The organism is Myceligenerans crystallogenes (assembly GCF_039529775.1).
GTDB classification, from domain to species: domain Bacteria; phylum Actinomycetota; class Actinomycetes; order Actinomycetales; family Cellulomonadaceae; genus Myceligenerans; species Myceligenerans crystallogenes.
Genome location: NZ_BAAANL010000001.1, coordinates 43,962 through 63,269 on the forward strand (window position 1 = coordinate 43,962; position 19,308 = coordinate 63,269).

Here is a 19,308-nt window from a genome sequence, read left to right on the forward strand (position 1 = left end):
GCTGTCGCGGAACTCCGCGCTGCCGGTCGGCTCGGTGCTAAGGGTACGGAGAACATCAAGGGCGACAGCTGGATGCGCCCACGACTGACGGGGTGCAAATGAAGTATGTGGAGCTGAGAAGCGAAGACGGCGGAATCATGTTTGACGCCAGGCGCTATCTGGAAGCCTTGCCATCGTTTGAAAAACTCCTGCCCGGAGGGGCCCGGCGGTTCGCTACGGATCCAGATCACTACGACTTCTACAATACGAGGTGCGTTAAGGATCTGGCGCTGGAGCGGCAGCTGTTCGACGTTGATTCCGAGAAGTTCTCGCTTGAGTTCGCCCCGAACGTGCACAAGCACGATGAAGGCCTGACGGTAACGTATGTCGACATCAGGTCGATTGAGTTCCGTATGGAACCAGCCGCCGAGTCCGTTCCCTGGCGATTCAATGTGCTCCTCGACGAGATCCTGCCGGAAGGTGGCGGAATCCGACACGAGTTCGAACTCGGAGGCGGCACCTTGGTAATTGAGGCTGCAGACCTTGAAGCGCGATGGAGGGTGGTCTAATAGCTGAGTCGACAGTGCGCAGCGAAGTCTGTGCGGCCTGTGCCTGAAGGACTCACGTGGGCGGTGCCCAGAAAATTCATGGACTGGGCATGGTGCGCGACGAGCCGGGTCGCCGTCGACTCTCGAAATTCCAGTACTCCGAACTCAGTTTTTAATTCGATCAGATGGAACTGGTGCGCCGCTGTGAGAACTGGCTGTCTGGGCGCGTCCACCTGGAGAAAGGTAGCGGCGTGATCAAACAGGAAGATCTGTCCTCGTTGCTGGTCGGCACCGGTATCGAGCGCGTCGGGCGTACTGTTGACATGGGAGACTTCCAATTCTTGGGTCCGACTGGCAGTCGGGTCGCGCTCCACATTCAATGTCCGTTTCGAATGGTTCGAGGCGACATAATCATTCTCGGATCCCAGGATATGCTTCGCCAGAAGGGTGACAAATTCGATCCCTTCCTGGCCGCGGACTCGCTCTACGACTCGCGGTCACGACGACTCAATGAAAAATTCGCAGAGCGCTGCCCAGTTGTCGTTGGGGTGGACCTCCAACCAGGCGGGTTCTTGACCGTTCACCTGGAGGGCGGCGCGGCCATCGAGGCTGTTCCCGACTCATCTCGCGACGAGGAAGCCTGGCGGGTCTTCGCGCGCGGATCGGATCTCCACCACGTCTACCCAGCTGCCCCGTCATGAGCCCCGGAAGGGTAGTGGTCGACTCCACCGGCTGGTCGCAGTATCAACTGATGACGGGTCCGGCGGACAGCTTCGGTGTGCGGAAGTCGTCGTACAGGCAATGCGTGACGAGAGAGATTTGTGATGATTTTTAAATCAACGGAGGAGTTTGCACGCAACCTCGAAGATCACTCTTCCGATGCGATTCGTCGACGAGATCATGGTGTGGCGGAGACATCCATCTGGATCGAATTCATCGAGCAGTATCCGGACCTCGACTTCTGGGTCGCGAACAATCGGACCATCGGCGTGGCCGAGTTGAGACGGCTCGCGGTGAGTGCTACGTGGCAGACACGACACAGGGTTGCCGGCAAGCGCCGCACACGGTCGGGGCAAGTACCGTGCCCGCCCGACCTGCTCGAGAAACTGGCGCATGACCCGTGCGACGCGGTGGTACACACGGTGGCGAACAATCCAGGAACGCCGCTCGCAACACTTCAGTTTCTGTCCCGGCATCGGTGGGATGAGGTTCAAACCGCGGCGATCCGCCAGCTTGAGCTGTTCGATCAGTGGGTGGCTGCCTTGGCCGGGGAAGTAGGCAGCGGTCAGAGCTTTGCCAGCGGCCATCTCGACGAGGCCGGCGCGAGCCTGTGGTCGACGGAATCGGCGGTACAGGAGGCGATCACCGCGCTTGACGCAGCGACTCGGGTGGTTGCCGACATCGGCGCGCAGCTGGTTGTCGGTCTGGCCCTGCCGTTGGAGATGCCGTTGACCATCGACGTGCAGGCCCCGGATCTGCGGAAGCTGGAACTGATCGACGAGCCGCCGTCGATCTACGTGCTCTCCGCCGGACACTTCCTGCTCCCTTCCGACCGTGAGGAGTACCGGTGCCCGATCGAGCACCAGCCCTGGGGGTCCGGCTATCACGTCGAATATGTCTGCGGGCGTTCGCTCAAGGAACGAGAACTGGGCTGGGAGTTCTCGCGGACGATCTGGGTGAGGAAGGTTGACGGCGCTGCCGCGCGATGACCGAACGGGCGCGCCGTCGTACATCGTCGAAGGGTCTGGGCGTCGGATTCGCTACCGCTTGGACGTCCTTCCCGGGATCGAAGGCAGTTCCCACCCCTTGCGCGGCCCCGTCGTCCCGCCGTCGTCCCGGAACCGGTACACCACGTACGGCCTGGTCAGATACCCCACCGGCGCCGAGAACGCATGCACCAGCCGCGTGAACGGCCACAGGGCGAACAGCAGGAACGCGATGATCATGTGGACCTGGAACGGCAGCGGCACGCCCTCCATCAGGGCCACCTCGGGCCGCAGGATCCACAGGGAGCGGAACCACGGCGAGATCGATTCGCGGTAGTCGTACCCGTGCCCGCCGCCCAAGCTCCCGAACACCTGGAGCTGCACCGTCGCCCACGTCCCGCTCAGGATCGACGCCCCGAGCATCCCGAACATGATCTTGTCCATGGTGGTGGACACCAGCTGCAGCCGCCTCGACCTCCCGCGCCGGTACGTCAGGATCAGCACGCCGCTGATCAGCCCGACCGCCGCCAGTGTCCCCAGCGTCGTGGCCACGAAGTGGTAGGCCTCCTCGGAGACCCCCGCCGCCGCGGTCCATGTGTTCGGGACGACGATCCCGCCGAAGTGCCCCGCCATCACCATCAGGAGTGAGTAGTGGAACAGCGGCGACCCGAGCCGCAGCAGCCGCGACTCGTACAGCTGGCTCGACCGGCTCGTCCAGCCGAACTGGTCGTGCCGGAACCGCCACACGGTCCCCGCCACGAAGATCGTGAACGTCACGTACGGCACGATGACCCACAGGATCAGGCCCATGGCAGCAGTTCCCTTCCAGCCGGGTCGGGCACGTGGCCCGAGTGAGGTGTGACGCCACCGGGTGCGCCGTCGTCGCCGAATCCGGGTAAACCTGATCGGGCGGTGCCGCTCAGCCCGACGAGTTCCGCCGGCGGCCCGGCCGTGACCAGCTCCCGCACGCGCGCGAGCGTCGCGGCGTCGGGTTCGGGCAGCGTCCGGCAGACGGCCTCCACGGCCGCCGCCCACGGCGACCGCATGTCGGCCAGCGCCCGCCGCAGCACCTCCAGCCCGTCCCGGTGCCCGGTCAGCAGCGCCCCGGCGATCCGCGCCTCGTCGCCGTCGGCCGCCCGCGCGCAGAACTCCAGCACGGTCGGCAAGTAATCGGGCAGTTCGTCGTCCGACGGCGTCCACCCCGCAGCCTTGTACGCCTGCACGAACCGCACCAGCGCCACCCCGCGCCGCCGCGTGTCCCCGGCCGCGTAGTACGACAGGTGCAGCGTGCACCGCCGCTTCATGTCGAAGGTGTCGACGTACCGCGCCCGCAGGGCCTCGGGATCCGCGTCGGTCAGTTCCCGTGCCAGCCCGGCAAGCAGGTCGCCGACAGGCTCAGGCAGGTGTCCGACGACGTCGCCCACCACCCGCGCATCGGCGAGCGCCCGCTCGTCGGGATACGCGAGCAACAACGACGCGGCCATCTGGGTGGTCCGCCGCTGAGCCGCGCTGAGCCGAACCGCGGCGGGCCGCGTCCCGGCGGAGGCACGCTCAGCCGCCGCCCCCCGGATCGCGGCCAGCTTGGAGAGATCGAACCTCATCGCAGATCCTCCCGGCGGATCGACGAGGGCCCGCGATCCGCCGCACGTGGAGCCGCGCCGCTGCGGCGGATCCTGGACACGATCCGGGTCATGAGGGCTCCTGGGCCGTGCGGGGCGGGAAGAGGCCCGAGGGGCGGCCCTTGCCGCTCCAGTTGAGGAGGTTGACCCGGGAGCCGCCCTCTCCGGCGCCGCTGCCGACGCCGTGTCCGGCGCCAGCGCCGACCAGGTCCGGCGCGCCGGCCGTGACTCCGCCGACGGGCCCGCCGACCGTTCCGCCACCAGGGCCGTCCGGCCCGCCCGGGCCTCCGCCGGACGGCCCGCCGCCGCCCATCCCCGGCCCGCCCTCGGTGTCCAGGGAGCACGCCATGTCCGACAGCTCCTGGGCGTCGCGCGCGAACTCGCCGGGGATCGCCGTCGGGATGACGTACCGGTCCTCGTACTTCGCGATGGCCAGCAGCCGGTACATGTCCTGGATCGAGGTCCCGGTCATCCCCACCGCGGCAGCCGTCTCCTCGTGAGGCTCGACGCCGAGGTTCACGTCCCGCATGTAGGACCGCATCGCGGCCAGCCGCCGCAGCACCTTCTCCACGGGCCGCGTGTCCCCGGCCGTGAACAACCCGGCCAGGTACTCCAGCGGGATCCGCAGCTGCGAGATCGCGGCGAACAGCACCTTCCCGTCCTCGCCGTCGTTCCCGGAGGAGGCGACGACGTCGACCACCGGCGACAGCGGCGGGATGTACCAGACCATGGGCATGGTCCGGTACTCCGGGTGCAGCGGCAGCGCCACCTCGAACTCGCTGATCAGCCGCCAGATCGGCGACGCCTGCGCGGCCTCGATCCAGTTGTCCGGGATGCCGTCGCGCCGCGCGGCCGCCACGACCTCCGGGTCATGCGGGTCCAGGAAGCACTCCCGCTGCGCGGCGAGGAGGTCGTGCTCGTTCTCCACCGCCGCCGCGGACGCCACCCGATCGGCGTCGTACAGCACGAGCCCGAGATACCGCAGCCGTCCGACGCACGTCTCCGAGCACACCGTCGGCAGCCCCACCTCGAGGCGCGGGTAGCAGAGCGTGCACTTCTCGGCCTTGCCGGTCTTGTGGTTGAAGTAGACCTTCTTGTACGGGCACCCGGTGACGCACATGCGCCACCCGCGGCAGCCGTCCTGGTCGACGAGCACGATGCCGTCCTCGGCCCGCTTGTACATCGCCCCGCTCGGGCAGCTCGCCACGCACGACGGGTTGAGGCAGTGCTCGCAGATCCGCGGCAGGTAGAACATGAACGTCTGCTCGAGCTCCTCGGCCACGTGCGAGTTCATGTGCGCCAGCACGGGGTCCTCGCGCATGGTCCGCTCGGAGCCGCCGAGGTCGTCGTCCCAGTTCGAGGACCAGGTGATCCTCGTGTCCTCGCCGTCGATCAGCGACTTCGGCCGCGCGACGGGCGTGTGCTCGCCCTGCGGGGCGGACAGGAGCATGTCGTACTCGTACGTCCACGGCTCGTAGTAGTCGTCGATCGTGGGCATCGTGGGGTTGGCGAAGATCGACGCCAGCCGCTTCACGCGGCCGCCGGCGCGCGGGCGCAGCTTCCCGCTCCTCGTCCGGACCCACCCGCCCTGCCACTTCTCCTGGTCCTGGTACGTGCGCGGATACCCCAGCCCCGGCCGGGTCTCCACGTTGTTGAACCACACGTACTCGGTGCCGGACCGGTTCGTCCACGCCTGCTTGCACGTGACCGAGCAGGTGTGGCAGCCGATGCACTTGTCGAGGTTCATCACCATCGACATCTGGGCCATGACCTTCACCAGTACGTCACCTCCTGCGAGCGACGGCGCACGACCGTCACCTCGTCGCTCTGGTTGCCCGTGGGCCCGATGTAGTTGAACGCGTAGCTGAACTGCGCGTACCCGCCCGCCAGGTGCGAGGGCTTGAGCAGGATCCGCGTCGCGGAGTTGTGGATGCCGCCGCGCTTCCCGGACGCCTCCGCGAGCGGCACGTCCACGGTCCGCTCGGTCGCGTGGTACATGAAGACCGTGCCCTCGGGCATGCGCTGCGACACGATCGCGCGTGCGACGACGACGCCGTTCCGGTTGACGGCCTCGACCCACTCGTTGTCGGCGACGCCGATCTTCCGCGCGTCGGCCGGCGACATCCACAGGTTCGGCCCGCCGCGGGACAGCGACAGCATGAACAGGTTGTCCTGGTACTCCGAGTGGATCGACCACTTGGAGTGCGGCGTGATGTACCGGACCGCGACCTCCGCGGCCCCGTTCGCGTCCGGGTTCAGCGACCCGGTGTCGCCCGGCCGCGGCGAGTCCCCGAACAGCCGGTGCAGGTCCAGCGGCGGCCGGAACACCGGCAGGGCCTCGCCGAGCTCCGTCAGCCAGTCGTGGTCCAGGTAGAAGTGCTGCCGCCCGGTGAGGGTGTGCCACGGCTTGTGCCGCTCCACGTTGATCACGAACGCGCTGTACCGCCGCCCGCCGTGCTCCGACCCGGACCACTCCGGCGACGTCACCACGGGCACGGGCCGCGCCTGCACGTCCTCGAACCGGATCCGCTTCCCGGCCTCGTCCCGCGCCAGATCCGCGAGCGGCCGCCCGGTGCGCCTCTCCTGGTCCTCGAACCCCTGCACGGCCAGCCGGCCGTTCGTGGTGCCGGACAGCGCCAGGATCATCTCGGCGGCGTGCACGTCCTTGGTCAGTCGCGGCCGGCCCTTCGCCGGACCCTCGGTGACCAGCCCGTTCTTCTTCCCGAGGTACTCCACTTCGGCGTCGGGCATGAACCGCACGCCCTTGGTCAGCATGCCGATGGAGTCGGTGAGCGGCCCGAGGGCCGCGAGCCGGTCCGCGAACGCGGGGTAGTCGCGTTCGACGACGATCAGCTTGGGCATGGTCACGCCCGGGACGAGCTCCCGCTCGCTCATCGGCGCCCCCGGGTCCTCCGGCGCCCCGTACGGCACCGCCAGCTCGTCCGGGGTGTCGTGCGCGAGCGGCGCCGCGACCAGGTCCTCCCGCACCCCGAGGTGCGTGGCCGCCATCGCCGACACCTTGCGCGCGATCGTGTGGAAGATGTCGAAGTCGGTGCGCGTCTGCCACGGCGGGTCCACCGCCGGGTTGAACGAGTGCACGAACGGGTGCATGTCCGTGCTGGACAGGTCGTGCTTCTCGTACCAGGTCGCGGCAGGCAGGACGACGTCGCTGAACAGCGTCGAGCTCGTCATCCGGAAGTCCAGCGTGGTGAGCAGGTCGAGCTTGCCGCGCGGCGCCTCGTCCCGCCACCGGATGTGCTTCGGACGCCGCTCGGCGGGGATCTCGGCGGCCCGGACGGCGCCGTCGGTCCCGAGCAGGTGCTTGAGGAAGTACTCGTTGCCCTTCGCCGACGACCCCAGCACGTTCGCCCGCCACATCGTCAGCACCCGCGGGAAGTTCTCCGGGGCGTCCGGGTCCTCGCACGCGAACCTCAGGCTGCCGTCCTTGAGCGCGGCCACGGTGTGCTCGGCCGGGTCGACCCCGGCTTCCCGGGCCTCGGCGACCAGGTCCAGCGGGTTCCGGTCGAACTGCGGGTACGACGGCATCCAGCCGCGCTGCGCCGACTCCACCAGCGTGTCCGCCGTCGTCCGGTCCTTGAACAGGCCGCGCGCCAGGGGAGACGCGAGGGAATCGGCGGGCATGCCGTCGTACCGCCACTGGTCGGTCGCCAGGTACCAGTACGCCGTCGCGATCATCTGCCGCGGCGGCCGCGCCCAGTCCAGCCCGCCCGCGTACTGCTGCCAGCCGGTGACCGGCCGGCACTTCTCCTGCCCGACGTAGTGCGCCCAGCCGCCGCCGTTCACGCCCTGGCAGCCGGTGATCGTGGTCAGGGTGAGGAAGGTCCGGTAGATCGTGTCGGAGTGGAACCAGTGGTTGGTGCCCGCGCCCATGACGATCATCGACCGCCCCTGCGAGTCCACGGCATTGCGCGCGAACTCCCGCGCGACCTGCGTAGCCGCCGCGGCCGGAACCCCGGTGATCTCCTCCTGCCACGCGGGAGTCCCGGGGGTGGCCGGGTCGTCGTAACCCGACGGCCAGTCGCCAGGCAGCCCGTCCCGTCCGACGCCGTACTGAGCGAGCAACAGGTCGAACACCGTCGTCACGAGGTGCCCGCCCACCCGCGTGGCCGGCACCCCGCGCAGCACGACACCCGAGCCGCCCACGTGCGCGCCGTCGTCGTCCCCGGGCTGCGGCACGACGTCGAACCGCGGCAGCGCGACCGTCACCGGCTCGGCACCACCCTCGAGATCCGCGATCGACAGCACCGGGTCGAGGTCCTCCAGGTCGAGGTTCCACCGCCCCTCGCCGTCGTCCCCGAAGCGGTGCCCGAGCGTCCCGTTCGGCGCCCGCACCGTCCCGTCGGCCTCGATCACGACCTGCTTGAACCTCGGGTTCTCCGTGCGGGAGGCGCCGGGCAGCACGTCGTCGGGCAGGTCCGCGACGGACAGGAACTTCCCCGGGACGTAGCCGTCCGACGACGCCGGGCCCGGATCGCCGCCCGTGGTGCCCGCGGCACCCGCGGACCCGTCCGGCCGCTCGCCCAGCCGGATCAGGAACGGCGCGTCCGCGAACCGCTTCAGGTACTCCTGGAACCGCGGCTCCCGCTCGCCGGCCGGCTTCGCCAGGAACTCCTTCATGATCACGTGGCCCATCGCCATGGCCAGCGCCCCGTCCGTCCCCGGATGCGGCGACAGCCACGAGTCGGCGAACTTCGTGTTGTCCGCGAAGTCCGGCGACACCACCACGACCTTCTGCCCGCGGTACCGCGCCTCGGCCATGAAGTGCGCGTCCGGCGTGCGTGTCACCGGGATGTTCGAGCCCCACATCACCAGGTACGACGAGTTCCACCAGTCCCCGGACTCCGGCACGTCCGTCTGGTCCCCGAACACCTGGGGAGACGCCATCGGCAGGTCCGCGTACCAGTCGTAGAACGACAGCATCGACCCGCCCAGCATCTGCACGAACCGCGCCCCCACACCGTGCGACACCATGGACATGGCCGGGATCGGCGAGAACCCCGCGATCCGGTCCGGCCCGTGGCTGCGGATCGTGTGCACGTGCGCGGCCGCGACGATCTCCGCCGCCTCGTCCCACGACGCCCGCACCAGCCCGCCCTTGCCCCGCGCGGCCTTGTACCGCCGCGAGGTCTCCGGGTCGCCGACGACGGCGGCCCACGCCTCCACCGGATCACCCGTGCGGGCCTTCGCCTCCCGGTACGCCTGCAGCAGCACCGCGCGCACGTACGGGTACCGCACGCGCGTCGGCGAGTACGAGTACCAGCTGAACGACGCCCCGCGCGGGCAGCCGCGCGGCTCGTACTCGGGGGAGTCCGGCCCCACGGACGGGTAGTCCGTCGCCTGGGTCTCCCACGTGATGATCCCGTCCTTGACGTACACCTGCCACGAGCATGACCCGGTGCAGTTCACCCCATGGGTCGAGCGCACCACCTTGTCGTGGCTCCAGCGGTCCCGGTAGAAGGAGTCGCCGTCGCGACCGCCGGTCAGGAACAGGCTGCGCAGGTCCTCGCTGGTCTCGCCGCGGCGCAGGTTCCGGCCCAGGCGGACCAGGGTCGCCTCCGCGGTGTCGAGCACGGCCCCGGCCCTCTCGGCGGCTGTGGTCGGATCGTCTTCACGAGTTTCTCGAGCGGTCGGCAATGACACGTGAGCTTCTCCCAGCTTGGGGTCCGCCGTCGGACACCCGGATGTCACGACCGTATGAACCGCAGGTTTCAAGGCTCGACCTGACGCAGTTAATCGACCGTCACGAGATTCGCACAGCGGCCCGCGGGCCCGTGTGAGCAGCTTCACGAGCCCGTCCGGGCCCGGGGTGCGGCGCAAAGCCGCTGGTGAGGGCTCTCACAGCGACGACCCCACCGCTGTGCGTTTCTTCTTACGGTCGCTTCACCGCCTCATGACCGGCGGGGAAACACCCGTTTCCTAGGGTCCGGGTATCTGGTCCGACGTCGGGCCGGGCCCGGGATCCCGCAGGTTCCGGACGCCCGACGTCGTCGGGCACCCCAGCCCATCTCAGGAGGCAACCCGTGTCCGCACCAACCGCCCAGGAGAACGACCCCACCACCGCCGTCCCGCAGACGACGGCGACGGCGACCGACCTCGCCCCCGGCCCCGCACTGGACACCGACCTCGACGGCGAGGCGACGACCGAGACCGCCCCCTCCCACGCCCTGGACGCCGCCCGCGCCGCCGGCATCAGCGCCGAGGCCGAGCGCAAGCACCACCGCACGGGCCGCTGGATCAGGTACTGGGACCCCGAGGACTCCACCTTCTGGAACGACGGCGGCCGCCGCATCGCCCGCCGCAACCTCTACATCTCGATCTTCGCCGAGTTCCTCGGCTTCTGCGTGTGGGCCATCTGGTCGATCGTCGTGCCGCAGCTCCCGGCCGCCGGCTTCGCCCTCACCGCCGACCAGATGTTCTGGCTCATCGGCACCCCGGCCCTCATCGGCGCCACCCTGCGCATCCCCTACACGCTCGCCGTCCCCCTGTTCGGCGGCCGCAACTGGACCGTGATCTCCGCGGCGCTCCTGCTCGTCCCGACCATCGCGCTCGCCTTCGCCGTGCAGAACCCGGACCTCTCGTTCGGCGCGCTGCTGGCCGTCGCGGCGCTCGCGGGCCTCGGCGGCGGCAACTTCGCCTCCTCGATGGCGAACATCTCGTTCTTCTACCCGGAGCGGGAGAAGGGTGCGGCGCTCGGCATGAACGCCGCCGGCGGCAACATCGGCACCGCGGCGGTGCAGTTCGTGGTGCCGCTGGTCATCCTCACCGGCGCCGGCGTGGCGCTGGAGCGCGCCGGTCTCGTCTTCATCCCGTTCATCGTCCTGGCGATGTTCCTGGCCTGGCGGTTCATGGACAACCTCGGCACCGTCAAGACGGACCCGCGGCAGTTCCTGATCGCCACCCGCAGCCGGCACACGTGGCTGATCAGCTTCCTCTACATCGGCACCTTCGGCTCGTTCGTCGGCTTCGCCGGCGCGTTCCCCACCCTCATGAAGGGTCAGTTCCCCGAGGTCACGCTCTCGCTGGCCTTCGCCGGGGCGCTCGTCGGCTCGCTGTCGCGGCCGGTCGGCGGCATGCTCGCGGACCGGCTGGGCGGCGTCGTCATCAGCCTCCTGTCCTACCTCGCGATGGGGATCGGCACGCTCGGCGTGATCTGGTCGCTCGGCGCGCACCACTTCGGGATGTTCTTCGGCTCGTTCATGTTCCTGTTCATCGCCTCGGGCATCGGCAACGGCTCGATCTACCGGATGATCCCGGCGGTGTTCCGGGTGTCCGGCGGGACGTCCAAGATGGCGGCGGGCTGCATCGGCATCGCGGGTGCGGTCGGCGCGTTCGGCGGCTTCCTCATCCCCCGCGGGTTCGCGGTCTCGACCGATCTGGCCGGGTCCCTCGTCCCGGCGTTCTGGGTGTTCATCGGCGCGTACGCGGCCATGGCCGTCGTCTGCGCGGTCGTCTACGGCCGCGGCGAGATGCGCGCCGCGAAGGTCTGACCGGCCCGTCGAGCAAAGGTCCGCACCACCATGGCTGATACCCACTGCCCTTACTGCGCCCTGCAGTGCGGCATGTCCCTGGCGCCGGTTCCCGGCGCCGGGGGCGTGGCCGCGGCCGCGTCGTCCGTTTCGATGCCCGACGCCGCCGCCGCCCGCCGCAGGCTCCCCCTCGCGGTCACCCCGCGCGAGTTCCCCACGAACCGCGGGGGCCTGTGCCAGAAGGGCTGGACCTCGGCCGCGGTCCTGACCACCCCCGACCGCCTCACCACCCCGCTGATCCGCCGGGGCGGCGAGCTCACCCCGGCGAGCTGGGACGAGGCGCTCGACCTGATCGCCGGGAAGCTCGGCGAGCTCCGCGACGAGCACGGTCCCGGCTCCGTCGCCGTCTTCGGCGGCGGCGGCCTCACCAACGAGAAGGCGTACGCGCTGGGCAAGTTCGCCCGCACCGTGCTGCGCACGCCGAACATCGACTACAACGGGCGGTTCTGCATGTCCTCCGCTGCGGCGGCGGCCAACCGCTCGCTCGGGGCGGACCGGGGCCTGCCGTTCCCGCTGCCGGACCTCGGCGGCGCCGACGTCGTCGTCCTGCTCGGCTCGAACGTCGCCGAGACGATGCCGCCGGCGGTCCAGCACCTGCAGGGTGCGCGCGAGGCGGGGCAGCGCGACGAGGGCGGGCTCGTCGTCGTCGACCCGCGGTCGTCCGCGACCGCGAAGCTGACCGACGACGGCGCCGGCGTGCACCTGCAGCCCGTGCCCGGCACCGACATGGTGGTGCTGCTGGGGCTGCTGCACGTCGTGCTCGCCGAGGGTCTCGCCGACCGCGCGTACCTGGCCGAGCGCGTGACCGGGTTCGACGACGTCGCCCGGTCCGTCGCGGCCTGGTGGCCCGAGCGGGCCGAGATCGTCTCCGGCGTACCGGCCGGCGAGCTGCGCCGGGTGGCGCGGAAGCTCGCGGCGGCGTCGCCCGCGCGAGGTGGTCGCGGGGCGTACGTTCTCACGGGGCGCGGCGTCGAGCAGTCCTCGCAGGGGACCGCGACCGTCACGGCCGCGATCAACCTGGCACTCGCGCTCGGGCTGGTGGGCCGGGAGGGCTCGGGGTACGGCGCGATCACCGGTCAGGGCAACGGGCAGGGCGGGCGCGAGCACGGGCAGAAGTCCGACCAGCTGCCCGGGTACCGCAAGATCGACGACCCGGCGGCGCGCGAGTACGTTGCCGGGGTCTGGGGCGTGGACCCCGGGTCGATCCCGGGGCCGGGCAAGCCCGCCGTGCAGCTGCTCCGGTCGCTGGGGACCGCGGACGGGCCCCGGGCGCTGCTCGTGCACGGCTCGAACCTGCTGGTCAGCGCGCCCAACTCGGACTCCGTGGCCGAGCGGCTGCGGGCGCTGGAACTCCTCGTGGTGTGCGACTTCGTGCCGTCGGAGACCGCGCGGATCGCCGACGTCGTCCTCCCGGTCACCCAGTGGGCCGAGGAGGAGGGCACCATGACGTCGCTGGAGGGCCGGGTCATCCGGCGTCGTCGTGCGGCCGACGCGCCCGGCGAGGCGCGCTCCGAGCTGTGGATCCTCGCGGAGCTCGCGCGCCGCCTGGGCACGGCCGGCGAGCTCGAGCCCGGCTCGGTGACCTTCTCCACGGACCCGTCGGAGGTCTTCGACGAACTGGCCCTGGCCTCGAAGGGCGGCATCGCCGACTACTCGGGCCTGACCCACGCCCGCCTGGACAAGGACGAGGCCGAGAACGGCCCAGGCTACTTCTGGCCGGTCCCCGCCACCCCGGCCGGCGAACATGTCATCCCGTCCGATGAGACCGCGACCACCAACCCAGATGACATGGTCGCCTGGCAGAGCCACCCGGGGACGCCGCGGATGTTTGTCGGGGGGTTTCCTACTCCGGACGGGCGGGCTCGGATGGTTGTCGTCGATCATGCGGGGCCGGCCGATGATCTGCGGCCCGGGGCGCCGGTGTATCTCGTGACCGGGCGTGTGCTGCAGCACTATCAGTCCGGGGCCCAGACGCACCGGGTCGCCGAGCTGGAGCGGCTGGTCCCCGAGCCGTACGTGGAGCTCCACCCCGTTCTCGGGGTCCGCGTCGGCGTCCCCGACGGCGCCCGCGCCCGCCTCACCACGAGCCGCGGCGTCGTCGAGGCGAGGGCCCGCTGGACCGACGCCGTCCGGCCCGACACCGTCTTCATGCCCTTCCACTGGTCCGGGACCGGATCCGTGAACCGCGTGACCACCGACGCCACCGACCCCGTCTCCGGCATGCCGGAGTTCAAGGTGTGCGCGGTCGACGTCGCCCCCGTCCCGGAACCAGCTCTCGTGACCACCGGCACGCCCTCCGAGTCGGCCCCCACACTCGAGGAGACCCCCGCATGAACCTGCGCGTCCCCACCCGGATCGTCGTGATCGGCTTCGGCATGGTCGGCGGCCGGTTCGTCGACGACCTGATGCGCCGCGACACCGACCACGACTTCGACGTCACCGTCCTCGGCGCCGAGCCCTACGAGCCGTACAACCGCGTGCTGCTGAGCGACGTCGTCGCCGGGCGCACCGACGTGGCCGCCATCAACATGCCGCTGCCCGACCTCGACCGCGTCGACCTGCGCCGCGGCGTCGGCGCCGTCTCCATCGACCGCGCGGCCAGGGTCGTCGTGGCCGACGACGGCAGCCGCCACCCCTACGACCACCTCGTCCTGGCCACCGGCTCCGAGGCCCGCATCCCGCCGATCCCGGGCCTGAGCCGGGAGACCGGCACCGGCCTGCCCGCCGGCGTGCACGCGCTGCGCACCCTCGACGACGCCCGCGAGATCGTCGCCGCCACCGTGAACACCCCGCGCGCCGTGGTGGTGGGCGGCGGCGTCCTCGGCGTCGAGGCGGCGGTGGGCCTGGCGGCCCGCGGCCTGGACGTCACGATCGTCGACGGGGGGCCGAGCCTCATGGCCCGCCAGCTCGACGGCCCCGCCGGCGAGGTCCTCGCCGCGAGCCTCGCGGCACACGGCGTCGCCGTGCGCACGGGGGTGCTGCCGAGCGAGATGCTCGTCGCGGGCGGGCGCATCGTCGGCGTCCGCCTCGGGGACGACGACGTCGTCGCCGCGGGCCTGGTCGTGCTGTCGACCGGCGTCGTGCCCCGGGCGGCCATCGCGCGGGACGCGGGCCTGACGACGGACCGCGGCATCGTCGTCGGACACGACCTGCGCAGCCCCGACGACGAGCTCGTGTACGCGATCGGCGACTGCGCCGAGCCGCCGGAGGGTTCGCGCGGGCTGGTCGCCGAGGGCTGGGACCAGGCGCGGCGCCTCGCCGAGCGGTTCGCGGACCAGGCCGCGGCGCGCGCGGCGGCGGTGCGGCGCGAGCCGGAGGAGATCACCGGCGGTTACAAGGAGCACCTCCGCATCCCGCACGCGGGCGAGGGCCCGTCCATGGCGGTCCGCCTCGGCACCCTGATGGGCTCGCAGGCGGTCACCCGGACGCCGTCGGACCAGGGCATCGAGACCCGCGGCACCGATGTCGTCAAGGTCAAGGCCGGCGACATCTCCGTGGTCAGCATGGGCGCGGCCGGCCTCGGCCGCGGCACGCGGCCGGGCGAACGCTCGGTCCACCTCTCGGACCCCGCCGCGGGCAGGTGGATCGAGGCGGTCGTGTCCGACGGCGTCCTGGTGGGCGCGACGTGCGTCGGCGACGCCCGGGTCGCGGCGGACCTCACGGCCGCCTACACCCGCCGCACCCCGGTCCCCGCGGACCCGGCGTTCCTGCTGCTCACCCCGGTCATGCCGACGGCCGCGGCGGTCGACTCCCCGGAACACATGCCGGACGACGCGGTGGTCTGCCGCTGCAACGGCGTGACCAAGGGCGAGATCGCCGGCTGCTGCGCCGCCGGCAAGGACACCCTGGAGCAGATCGCCGCGGAGACCCGCGCGACCACCGGCTGCGGCTCGTGCAAGGAGGCGGTCTGCGGCATCGCGGCGTGGGCGAGGTCCTCGCGACCCGCGGGCGCCGAGGAGACGCAGCAGGTACCGGCCTGACACTCGCCCCGGACGCCGCGTCGGCGCACGTCAGGACGGCGCGCCGCCGCCGCTGTGACGGATTCCTCCTGCTTACGATGGGTGCGTGACTGACGGATCCGGTCGGAACCCCATCGTCGACGCCGCCATCATCGCCGCCGTGATCGGCGGTGTCGCGTCGCTGGGTGCCGCGCTGATCCAGGTGTTCGACGAGGAGATCACCGGGATCGTCCGGGGGGACGGCCGGCCGGATGCCGGCGAGGAGTTCTCCTTCGTCGCGCCGTCGGGCAACATCACCTGCACGATCACCGAGATCGAAGCGGGCTGCGCCATCGTGGAGATCGACGTGGAGAAGGCGGGCCCGGGTTGCCGGGGTCTGCACGAGGTCGTGGTCGGGAACGACGGCGCCCTCGACTGCCGGTCGCCGACCGGCGCCACGTACCCGACCGCGGGTCTCCCGGTGCTGGAGTACAACGACTCGATGTCGCACCACGGCTTCACCTGCACGAGCCGCCGCACCGGCATGTCCTGCCACGACCACGACACCGGCCACGGCTTCAGCATCGCCAGGGCGGGGATCGTCACGGATCCGGCGTCCTAGGGGACGGTGCCCGGCCGCCGCGGCGGCCGGATGCACTCACACGCCGGGCCTGGCGAGAGTGAGAAAGATGTTCCCGTCGCGCAACCGATGTCGTATGGCTGGGAAAAATCGTCCGCCTACGGTCAAGCCATGGTCAACTCCTCCGTGCCCGAGTCCGCGGGCGACACCCCACGCGAAGCCGCCGGTCGCGACACGCAGCGTGTCGTCGTTGTCGGTGGCGGCATGGTCGCGCAGCGCTTCGTCGAGGCCCTGCGCGCACGCGATGCCGAGCGCCGCTATTCCGTCGAGATCTTCGCCGAGGAACCGCGCCCCCCGTACGACCGCGTCGGCCTGAGCCGCTGGTTCACCGAGGGCCCCGATTCCCTTCAGCTCGGCGAGCCGGAGCTGTGGGACGACCCGCTGGTCACCCTCCACCGCGACCGGAAGATCGAGTCGATCGACCGCGCCCACAAGACGGTGACCGACCGCCTCGGCCGCGTCCACACCTACGACCACCTGGTGCTGGCCACGGGTTCCTACCCGTTCGTGCCGCCGATCCCCGGCGCCGAGCTGCCGGGCGTGTTCGTCTACCGCACGATCGACGACCTCGCGGCCCTGCGCGGCTGGGTCGAGCAGAAGCGCGAGGACAACCCGTCCAAGCCGATCCGCGGCGCCGTCATCGGCGGTGGCCTCCTCGGCCTGGAGGCCGCGGGCGCGCTCAAGGCGCTCGACGCCCACGCGACCGTCATCGAGTTCGGCACGCACCTCATGGGCGTGCAGATCGACCTCGGCGGCGGCGAGGCCCTGCGGCGCCTCATCAACAACAAGGGCATCGCGGTCCGCACCGAGACCGCGACCAAGGAGATGAAGCCGCACAAGCGCACCGGCCACGTCGGGCGCCTGGAGTTCGCCGACGGCGGCAAGCTGGACACCGACATCGTGGTCGTCGCCACCGGCGTCCGCCCGCGCGACGAGCTGGCCCGCGAGGCCGGCCTGGAGATGGGGGAGCGCGGCGGCGCCGTCGTCGACCTCACCTGCCGTACGAGCGACCCCGCGGTGTGGGCGATCGGTGAGGTGGCCTGCATCGAGGGCCGCTGCATCGGCCTGGTCGCGCCGGGTTACACGATGGCGGAGATCGTCGTCGACCACCTCATGGGCGGCGAGTCGACGTTCCCCGGCGCCGACACCGCCACCAAGCTCAAGCTGTCCGGCGTCGACGTGGCCTCGTTCGGCGACGCGCACGCGAGAACCGAGAACTGCGTCGAGGTCGTCTGGGCCGACCAGGTCGCCGGCATCTACAAGAAGCTCGTGCTGTCCGACGACGCCCGCACCCTGCTGGGTGGCGTGTTCGTCGGCGACGCCGGGCCGTACGCGATGCTGCGCCCGATGCTCGGCGCGCAGCTGCCAGAGGGCGACCCGAGCGCGTTCATCCTCCCGGAGGGCGGGGGCGCGGCCGCCAATCTCGAGCTGCCCGACGACGCCGCCGTCTGCTCGTGCAACAACGTCTCGGCGGGCGCGATCCGCGCGGCGGTCACGGAGCACGGCTGCACCGACATCCCGGGCGTCAAGGCCTGCACGAAGGCCTCGACCACCTGCGGCGCCTGCCTCCCGGTGGTCAAGAAGATCACCAACGCCGAGCTGGAGAAGGCCGGCATCGAGGTCAGCAACGCGCTGTGCGAGCACTTCGAGCTCACGCGCGCCCAGCTGTTCGACGCCGTCCGGGTGGCGGAGCTGCACACGTTCACCGAGATCATCGAGCGGTTCGGCCGCGACATCGCCGACGCCGAGGGCAACGTGCTCGGCAAGGGCCGCGGCTGCGACATCTGCAAGCCGGTCGTCGCGTCGATCCTCGCGAGCCAGGGCAACGGGCACATCCTCGCGGGCGAGCAGGCGGCGCTGCAGGACACCAACGACCACATGCTGGCCAACATGCAGAAGGACGGCACCTACTCGGTGGTCCCGCGCATGCCGGGCGGCGAGGTCACGCCGGAGGGCCTCATCGCGATCGGCGAGGTGGCCCGGGACTACGGCCTCTACACCAAGATCACGGGCGGCCAGCGGGTCGACATGTTCGGCGCGCGCGTCGAGCAGCTCCCGGAGATCTGGAAGCGGCTCGTGGACGCCGGCTTCGAGTCCGGCCACGCGTACGGCAAGTCGCTGCGCACGGTGAAGTCCTGCGTGGGCTCCACCTGGTGCCGGTACGGCGTGCAGGACTCGGTGGGCCTGGCCGTCGAGCTCGAGCTGCGGTACCGCGGCCTGCGCGCCCCGCACAAGCTCAAGATGGGCGTGTCGGGCTGCGCCCGCGAGTGCGCCGAGGCGCAGGGCAAGGACGTCGGCGTCATCGCGACGGACAAGGGCTGGAACCTGTACGTCGCCGGCAACGGCGGGCAGACGCCCGCGCACGCCAAGCTGCTGGCGGAGGACCTCGACCACGAGACGCTGATCCGCACCATCGACCGCTTCCTCATGTACTACATCCGCACCGGCGACCGCCTGCAGCGCACCGCCCCGTGGATGGGTGAGGTCGAGGGCGGCCTGGAGGGCGTGCGCAAGGTCATCATGGAGGACTCGCTCGGCATCTGCGCCGACCTGGACGCCGCCATGGCGAACCACGTCCGGAACTACGAGGACGAGTGGGCGGCGGTCCTGGCGGACCCGGAGAAGCTGCGCCGGTTCACCTCCTTCGTCAACGCCCCCAAGGACGCCGACCCCAACCTCGCCTACGTGGCGGAGCGCGGCCAGCACCGGCCCGCGACCGACGAGGAGCGGGCCGCGGCGGCGTCGGGGGCGCCGGGCGCGCCCGTGCTGATCTCCGGCCCGAGCCTGGCGGTGCGCGCGTGAGCGCGGCGGCGCAGGACCTCCGCGAACCCGCGGAACTCGACCAGGCCGGACCCGGCGGAGCAGGAGACAAGGGAGTGACAGTGCTGGAATCCGAAGAGCTCGTGTGGCACGCCGTGTGCGCGCTCGACGACCTGCTCCCCGAGCGCGGGGTGGCCGCGATGGTGCCCCAGGGCGCGGTGGGCGCCGACGGCGTCCAGGTGGCGCTGTTCCTCCTGGCCGAGCCGCACGACGGGCGGTCCGTCTTCGCGCTGCAGAACTTCGACCCCTTCTCCGGGGCGTACGTGATGTCGCGCGGCATCGTCGGGACGCGGGGTGGCGTGCCCACCGCGGCGTCGCCGATCTACAAGCAGGTCTTCTCGCTGGTGACCGGGGAATGCCTGGTCCTGGCCGACAAGGAGCCCAAGGGCGGCCACTCCCAGGACCTCACGGCGTACCCGGTCCGGGTGACCGACGGCGTCGTCCACGTCGGCATCCCGGGCACCGTCGCGGGATGACCCCACAGCCACCGGAGCCGGACGGCGCGGCAGGC

At 71.0% G+C, this 19,308-nt stretch carries 13 protein-coding genes; 9 read left to right on the forward strand and 4 right to left on the reverse strand.

Annotation, left to right across the window (positions count from 1 at the left end; translation table 11 throughout):
- Positions 1 to 98 precede the first annotated feature (98 nt).
- The 3 genes from ABD208_RS00225 (at position 99) to ABD208_RS00235 (ending at position 2,236) form a co-directional block, all read left to right on the forward strand.
- A complete protein-coding gene (locus ABD208_RS00225; protein ID WP_344098650.1) occupies positions 99 to 548 on the forward strand; it encodes a hypothetical protein in 450 nt (149 codons plus the stop codon).
- A 164-nt stretch (positions 549 to 712) separates the two neighbouring features.
- Complete coding sequence (locus tag ABD208_RS00230) at positions 713 to 1,228, forward strand: hypothetical protein (RefSeq protein WP_344098651.1); 516 nt, start codon at positions 713 to 715, stop codon at positions 1,226 to 1,228.
- Between the two features lie 204 nt (positions 1,229 to 1,432).
- Positions 1,433 to 2,236, forward strand: a complete 804-nt coding sequence (locus ABD208_RS00235; protein WP_344098652.1) for a hypothetical protein — start codon at positions 1,433 to 1,435, stop codon at positions 2,234 to 2,236.
- A gap of 51 nt (positions 2,237 to 2,287) precedes the next feature.
- Here ABD208_RS00235 and narI read toward each other — a convergent pair whose 3' ends face one another.
- From narI to ABD208_RS00255, 4 genes are all read right to left on the reverse strand, one after another.
- Positions 2,288 to 3,043: a respiratory nitrate reductase subunit gamma gene (narI, locus tag ABD208_RS00240; RefSeq protein WP_344098654.1), complete on the reverse strand. Its 756-nt coding sequence runs from the start codon at positions 3,041 to 3,043 to the stop codon at positions 2,288 to 2,290.
- Positions 3,034 to 3,834, reverse strand: coding sequence for a nitrate reductase molybdenum cofactor assembly chaperone (narJ, locus tag ABD208_RS00245; protein WP_344098655.1), 801 nt, complete (start codon positions 3,832 to 3,834; stop codon positions 3,034 to 3,036). Before narJ ends, narI begins: the two co-directional genes overlap by 10 nt.
- A gap of 88 nt (positions 3,835 to 3,922) precedes the next feature.
- On the reverse strand, positions 3,923 to 5,629 hold the full coding sequence (gene narH, locus ABD208_RS00250; RefSeq protein WP_344098656.1) for a nitrate reductase subunit beta: 1,707 nt from the start codon (positions 5,627 to 5,629) through the stop codon (positions 3,923 to 3,925).
- The gene (locus ABD208_RS00255; protein ID WP_344098657.1) at positions 5,626 to 9,444 is read right to left on the reverse strand and encodes a nitrate reductase subunit alpha; all 3,819 of its coding nucleotides are present in this window, start codon (positions 9,442 to 9,444) and stop codon (positions 5,626 to 5,628) included. Before ABD208_RS00255 ends, narH begins: the two co-directional genes overlap by 4 nt.
- A 593-nt stretch (positions 9,445 to 10,037) precedes the next feature.
- Here ABD208_RS00255 and ABD208_RS00260 point away from each other — a divergent pair.
- The 6 genes from ABD208_RS00260 to ABD208_RS00285 all read left to right on the forward strand — a co-directional run bounded on the left by ABD208_RS00260 (position 10,038) and on the right by ABD208_RS00285 (position 19,273).
- A complete protein-coding gene (locus ABD208_RS00260) occupies positions 10,038 to 11,360 on the forward strand; it encodes an MFS transporter (protein ID WP_344099979.1) in 1,323 nt (440 codons plus the stop codon).
- A 30-nt stretch (positions 11,361 to 11,390) separates the two neighbouring features.
- A complete protein-coding gene (locus ABD208_RS00265; protein WP_344098658.1) occupies positions 11,391 to 13,733 on the forward strand; it encodes a molybdopterin oxidoreductase family protein in 2,343 nt (780 codons plus the stop codon).
- On the forward strand, positions 13,730 to 15,379 hold the full coding sequence (locus ABD208_RS00270) for an FAD-dependent oxidoreductase (RefSeq protein WP_344098659.1): 1,650 nt from the start codon (positions 13,730 to 13,732) through the stop codon (positions 15,377 to 15,379). The genes ABD208_RS00265 and ABD208_RS00270 overlap by 4 nt, the downstream gene beginning before the upstream one ends.
- Positions 15,380 to 15,464: 85 nt before the next feature.
- On the forward strand, positions 15,465 to 15,959 hold the full coding sequence (locus ABD208_RS00275) for a DUF6636 domain-containing protein (protein WP_344098660.1): 495 nt from the start codon (positions 15,465 to 15,467) through the stop codon (positions 15,957 to 15,959).
- Between the two features lie 222 nt (positions 15,960 to 16,181).
- The gene (gene nirB / locus ABD208_RS00280) at positions 16,182 to 18,779 is read left to right on the forward strand and encodes a nitrite reductase large subunit NirB (RefSeq protein ID WP_425561065.1); all 2,598 of its coding nucleotides are present in this window, start codon (positions 16,182 to 16,184) and stop codon (positions 18,777 to 18,779) included.
- A 74-nt stretch (positions 18,780 to 18,853) separates the two neighbouring features.
- Positions 18,854 to 19,273, forward strand: a complete 420-nt coding sequence (locus ABD208_RS00285) for a nitrite reductase small subunit NirD (RefSeq protein WP_344098662.1) — start codon at positions 18,854 to 18,856, stop codon at positions 19,271 to 19,273.
- Positions 19,274 to 19,308: the final 35 nt, after the last annotated feature.

Excerpts from the sequence above, each read along its gene's own strand:
- nirB (WP_425561065.1), top strand. The coding sequence starts at position 16,182 with ATGGTCGCGCAGCGCTTCGTCGAGGCCCTGCGCGCACGCGATGCCGAG.
- ABD208_RS00230 (WP_344098651.1), top strand. The coding sequence starts at position 713 with ATGGAACTGGTGCGCCGCTGTGAGAACTGGCTGTCTGGGCGCGTCCAC.
- ABD208_RS00225 (WP_344098650.1), top strand. The coding sequence starts at position 99 with ATGAAGTATGTGGAGCTGAGAAGCGAAGACGGCGGAATCATGTTTGAC.
- ABD208_RS00265 (WP_344098658.1), top strand. The coding sequence starts at position 11,391 with ATGGCTGATACCCACTGCCCTTACTGCGCCCTGCAGTGCGGCATGTCC.
- narI (WP_344098654.1), bottom strand. The coding sequence starts at position 3,043 with ATGGGCCTGATCCTGTGGGTCATCGTGCCGTACGTGACGTTCACGATC.
- narJ (WP_344098655.1), bottom strand. The coding sequence starts at position 3,834 with ATGAGGTTCGATCTCTCCAAGCTGGCCGCGATCCGGGGGGCGGCGGCT.
- ABD208_RS00270 (WP_344098659.1), top strand. The coding sequence starts at position 13,730 with ATGAACCTGCGCGTCCCCACCCGGATCGTCGTGATCGGCTTCGGCATG.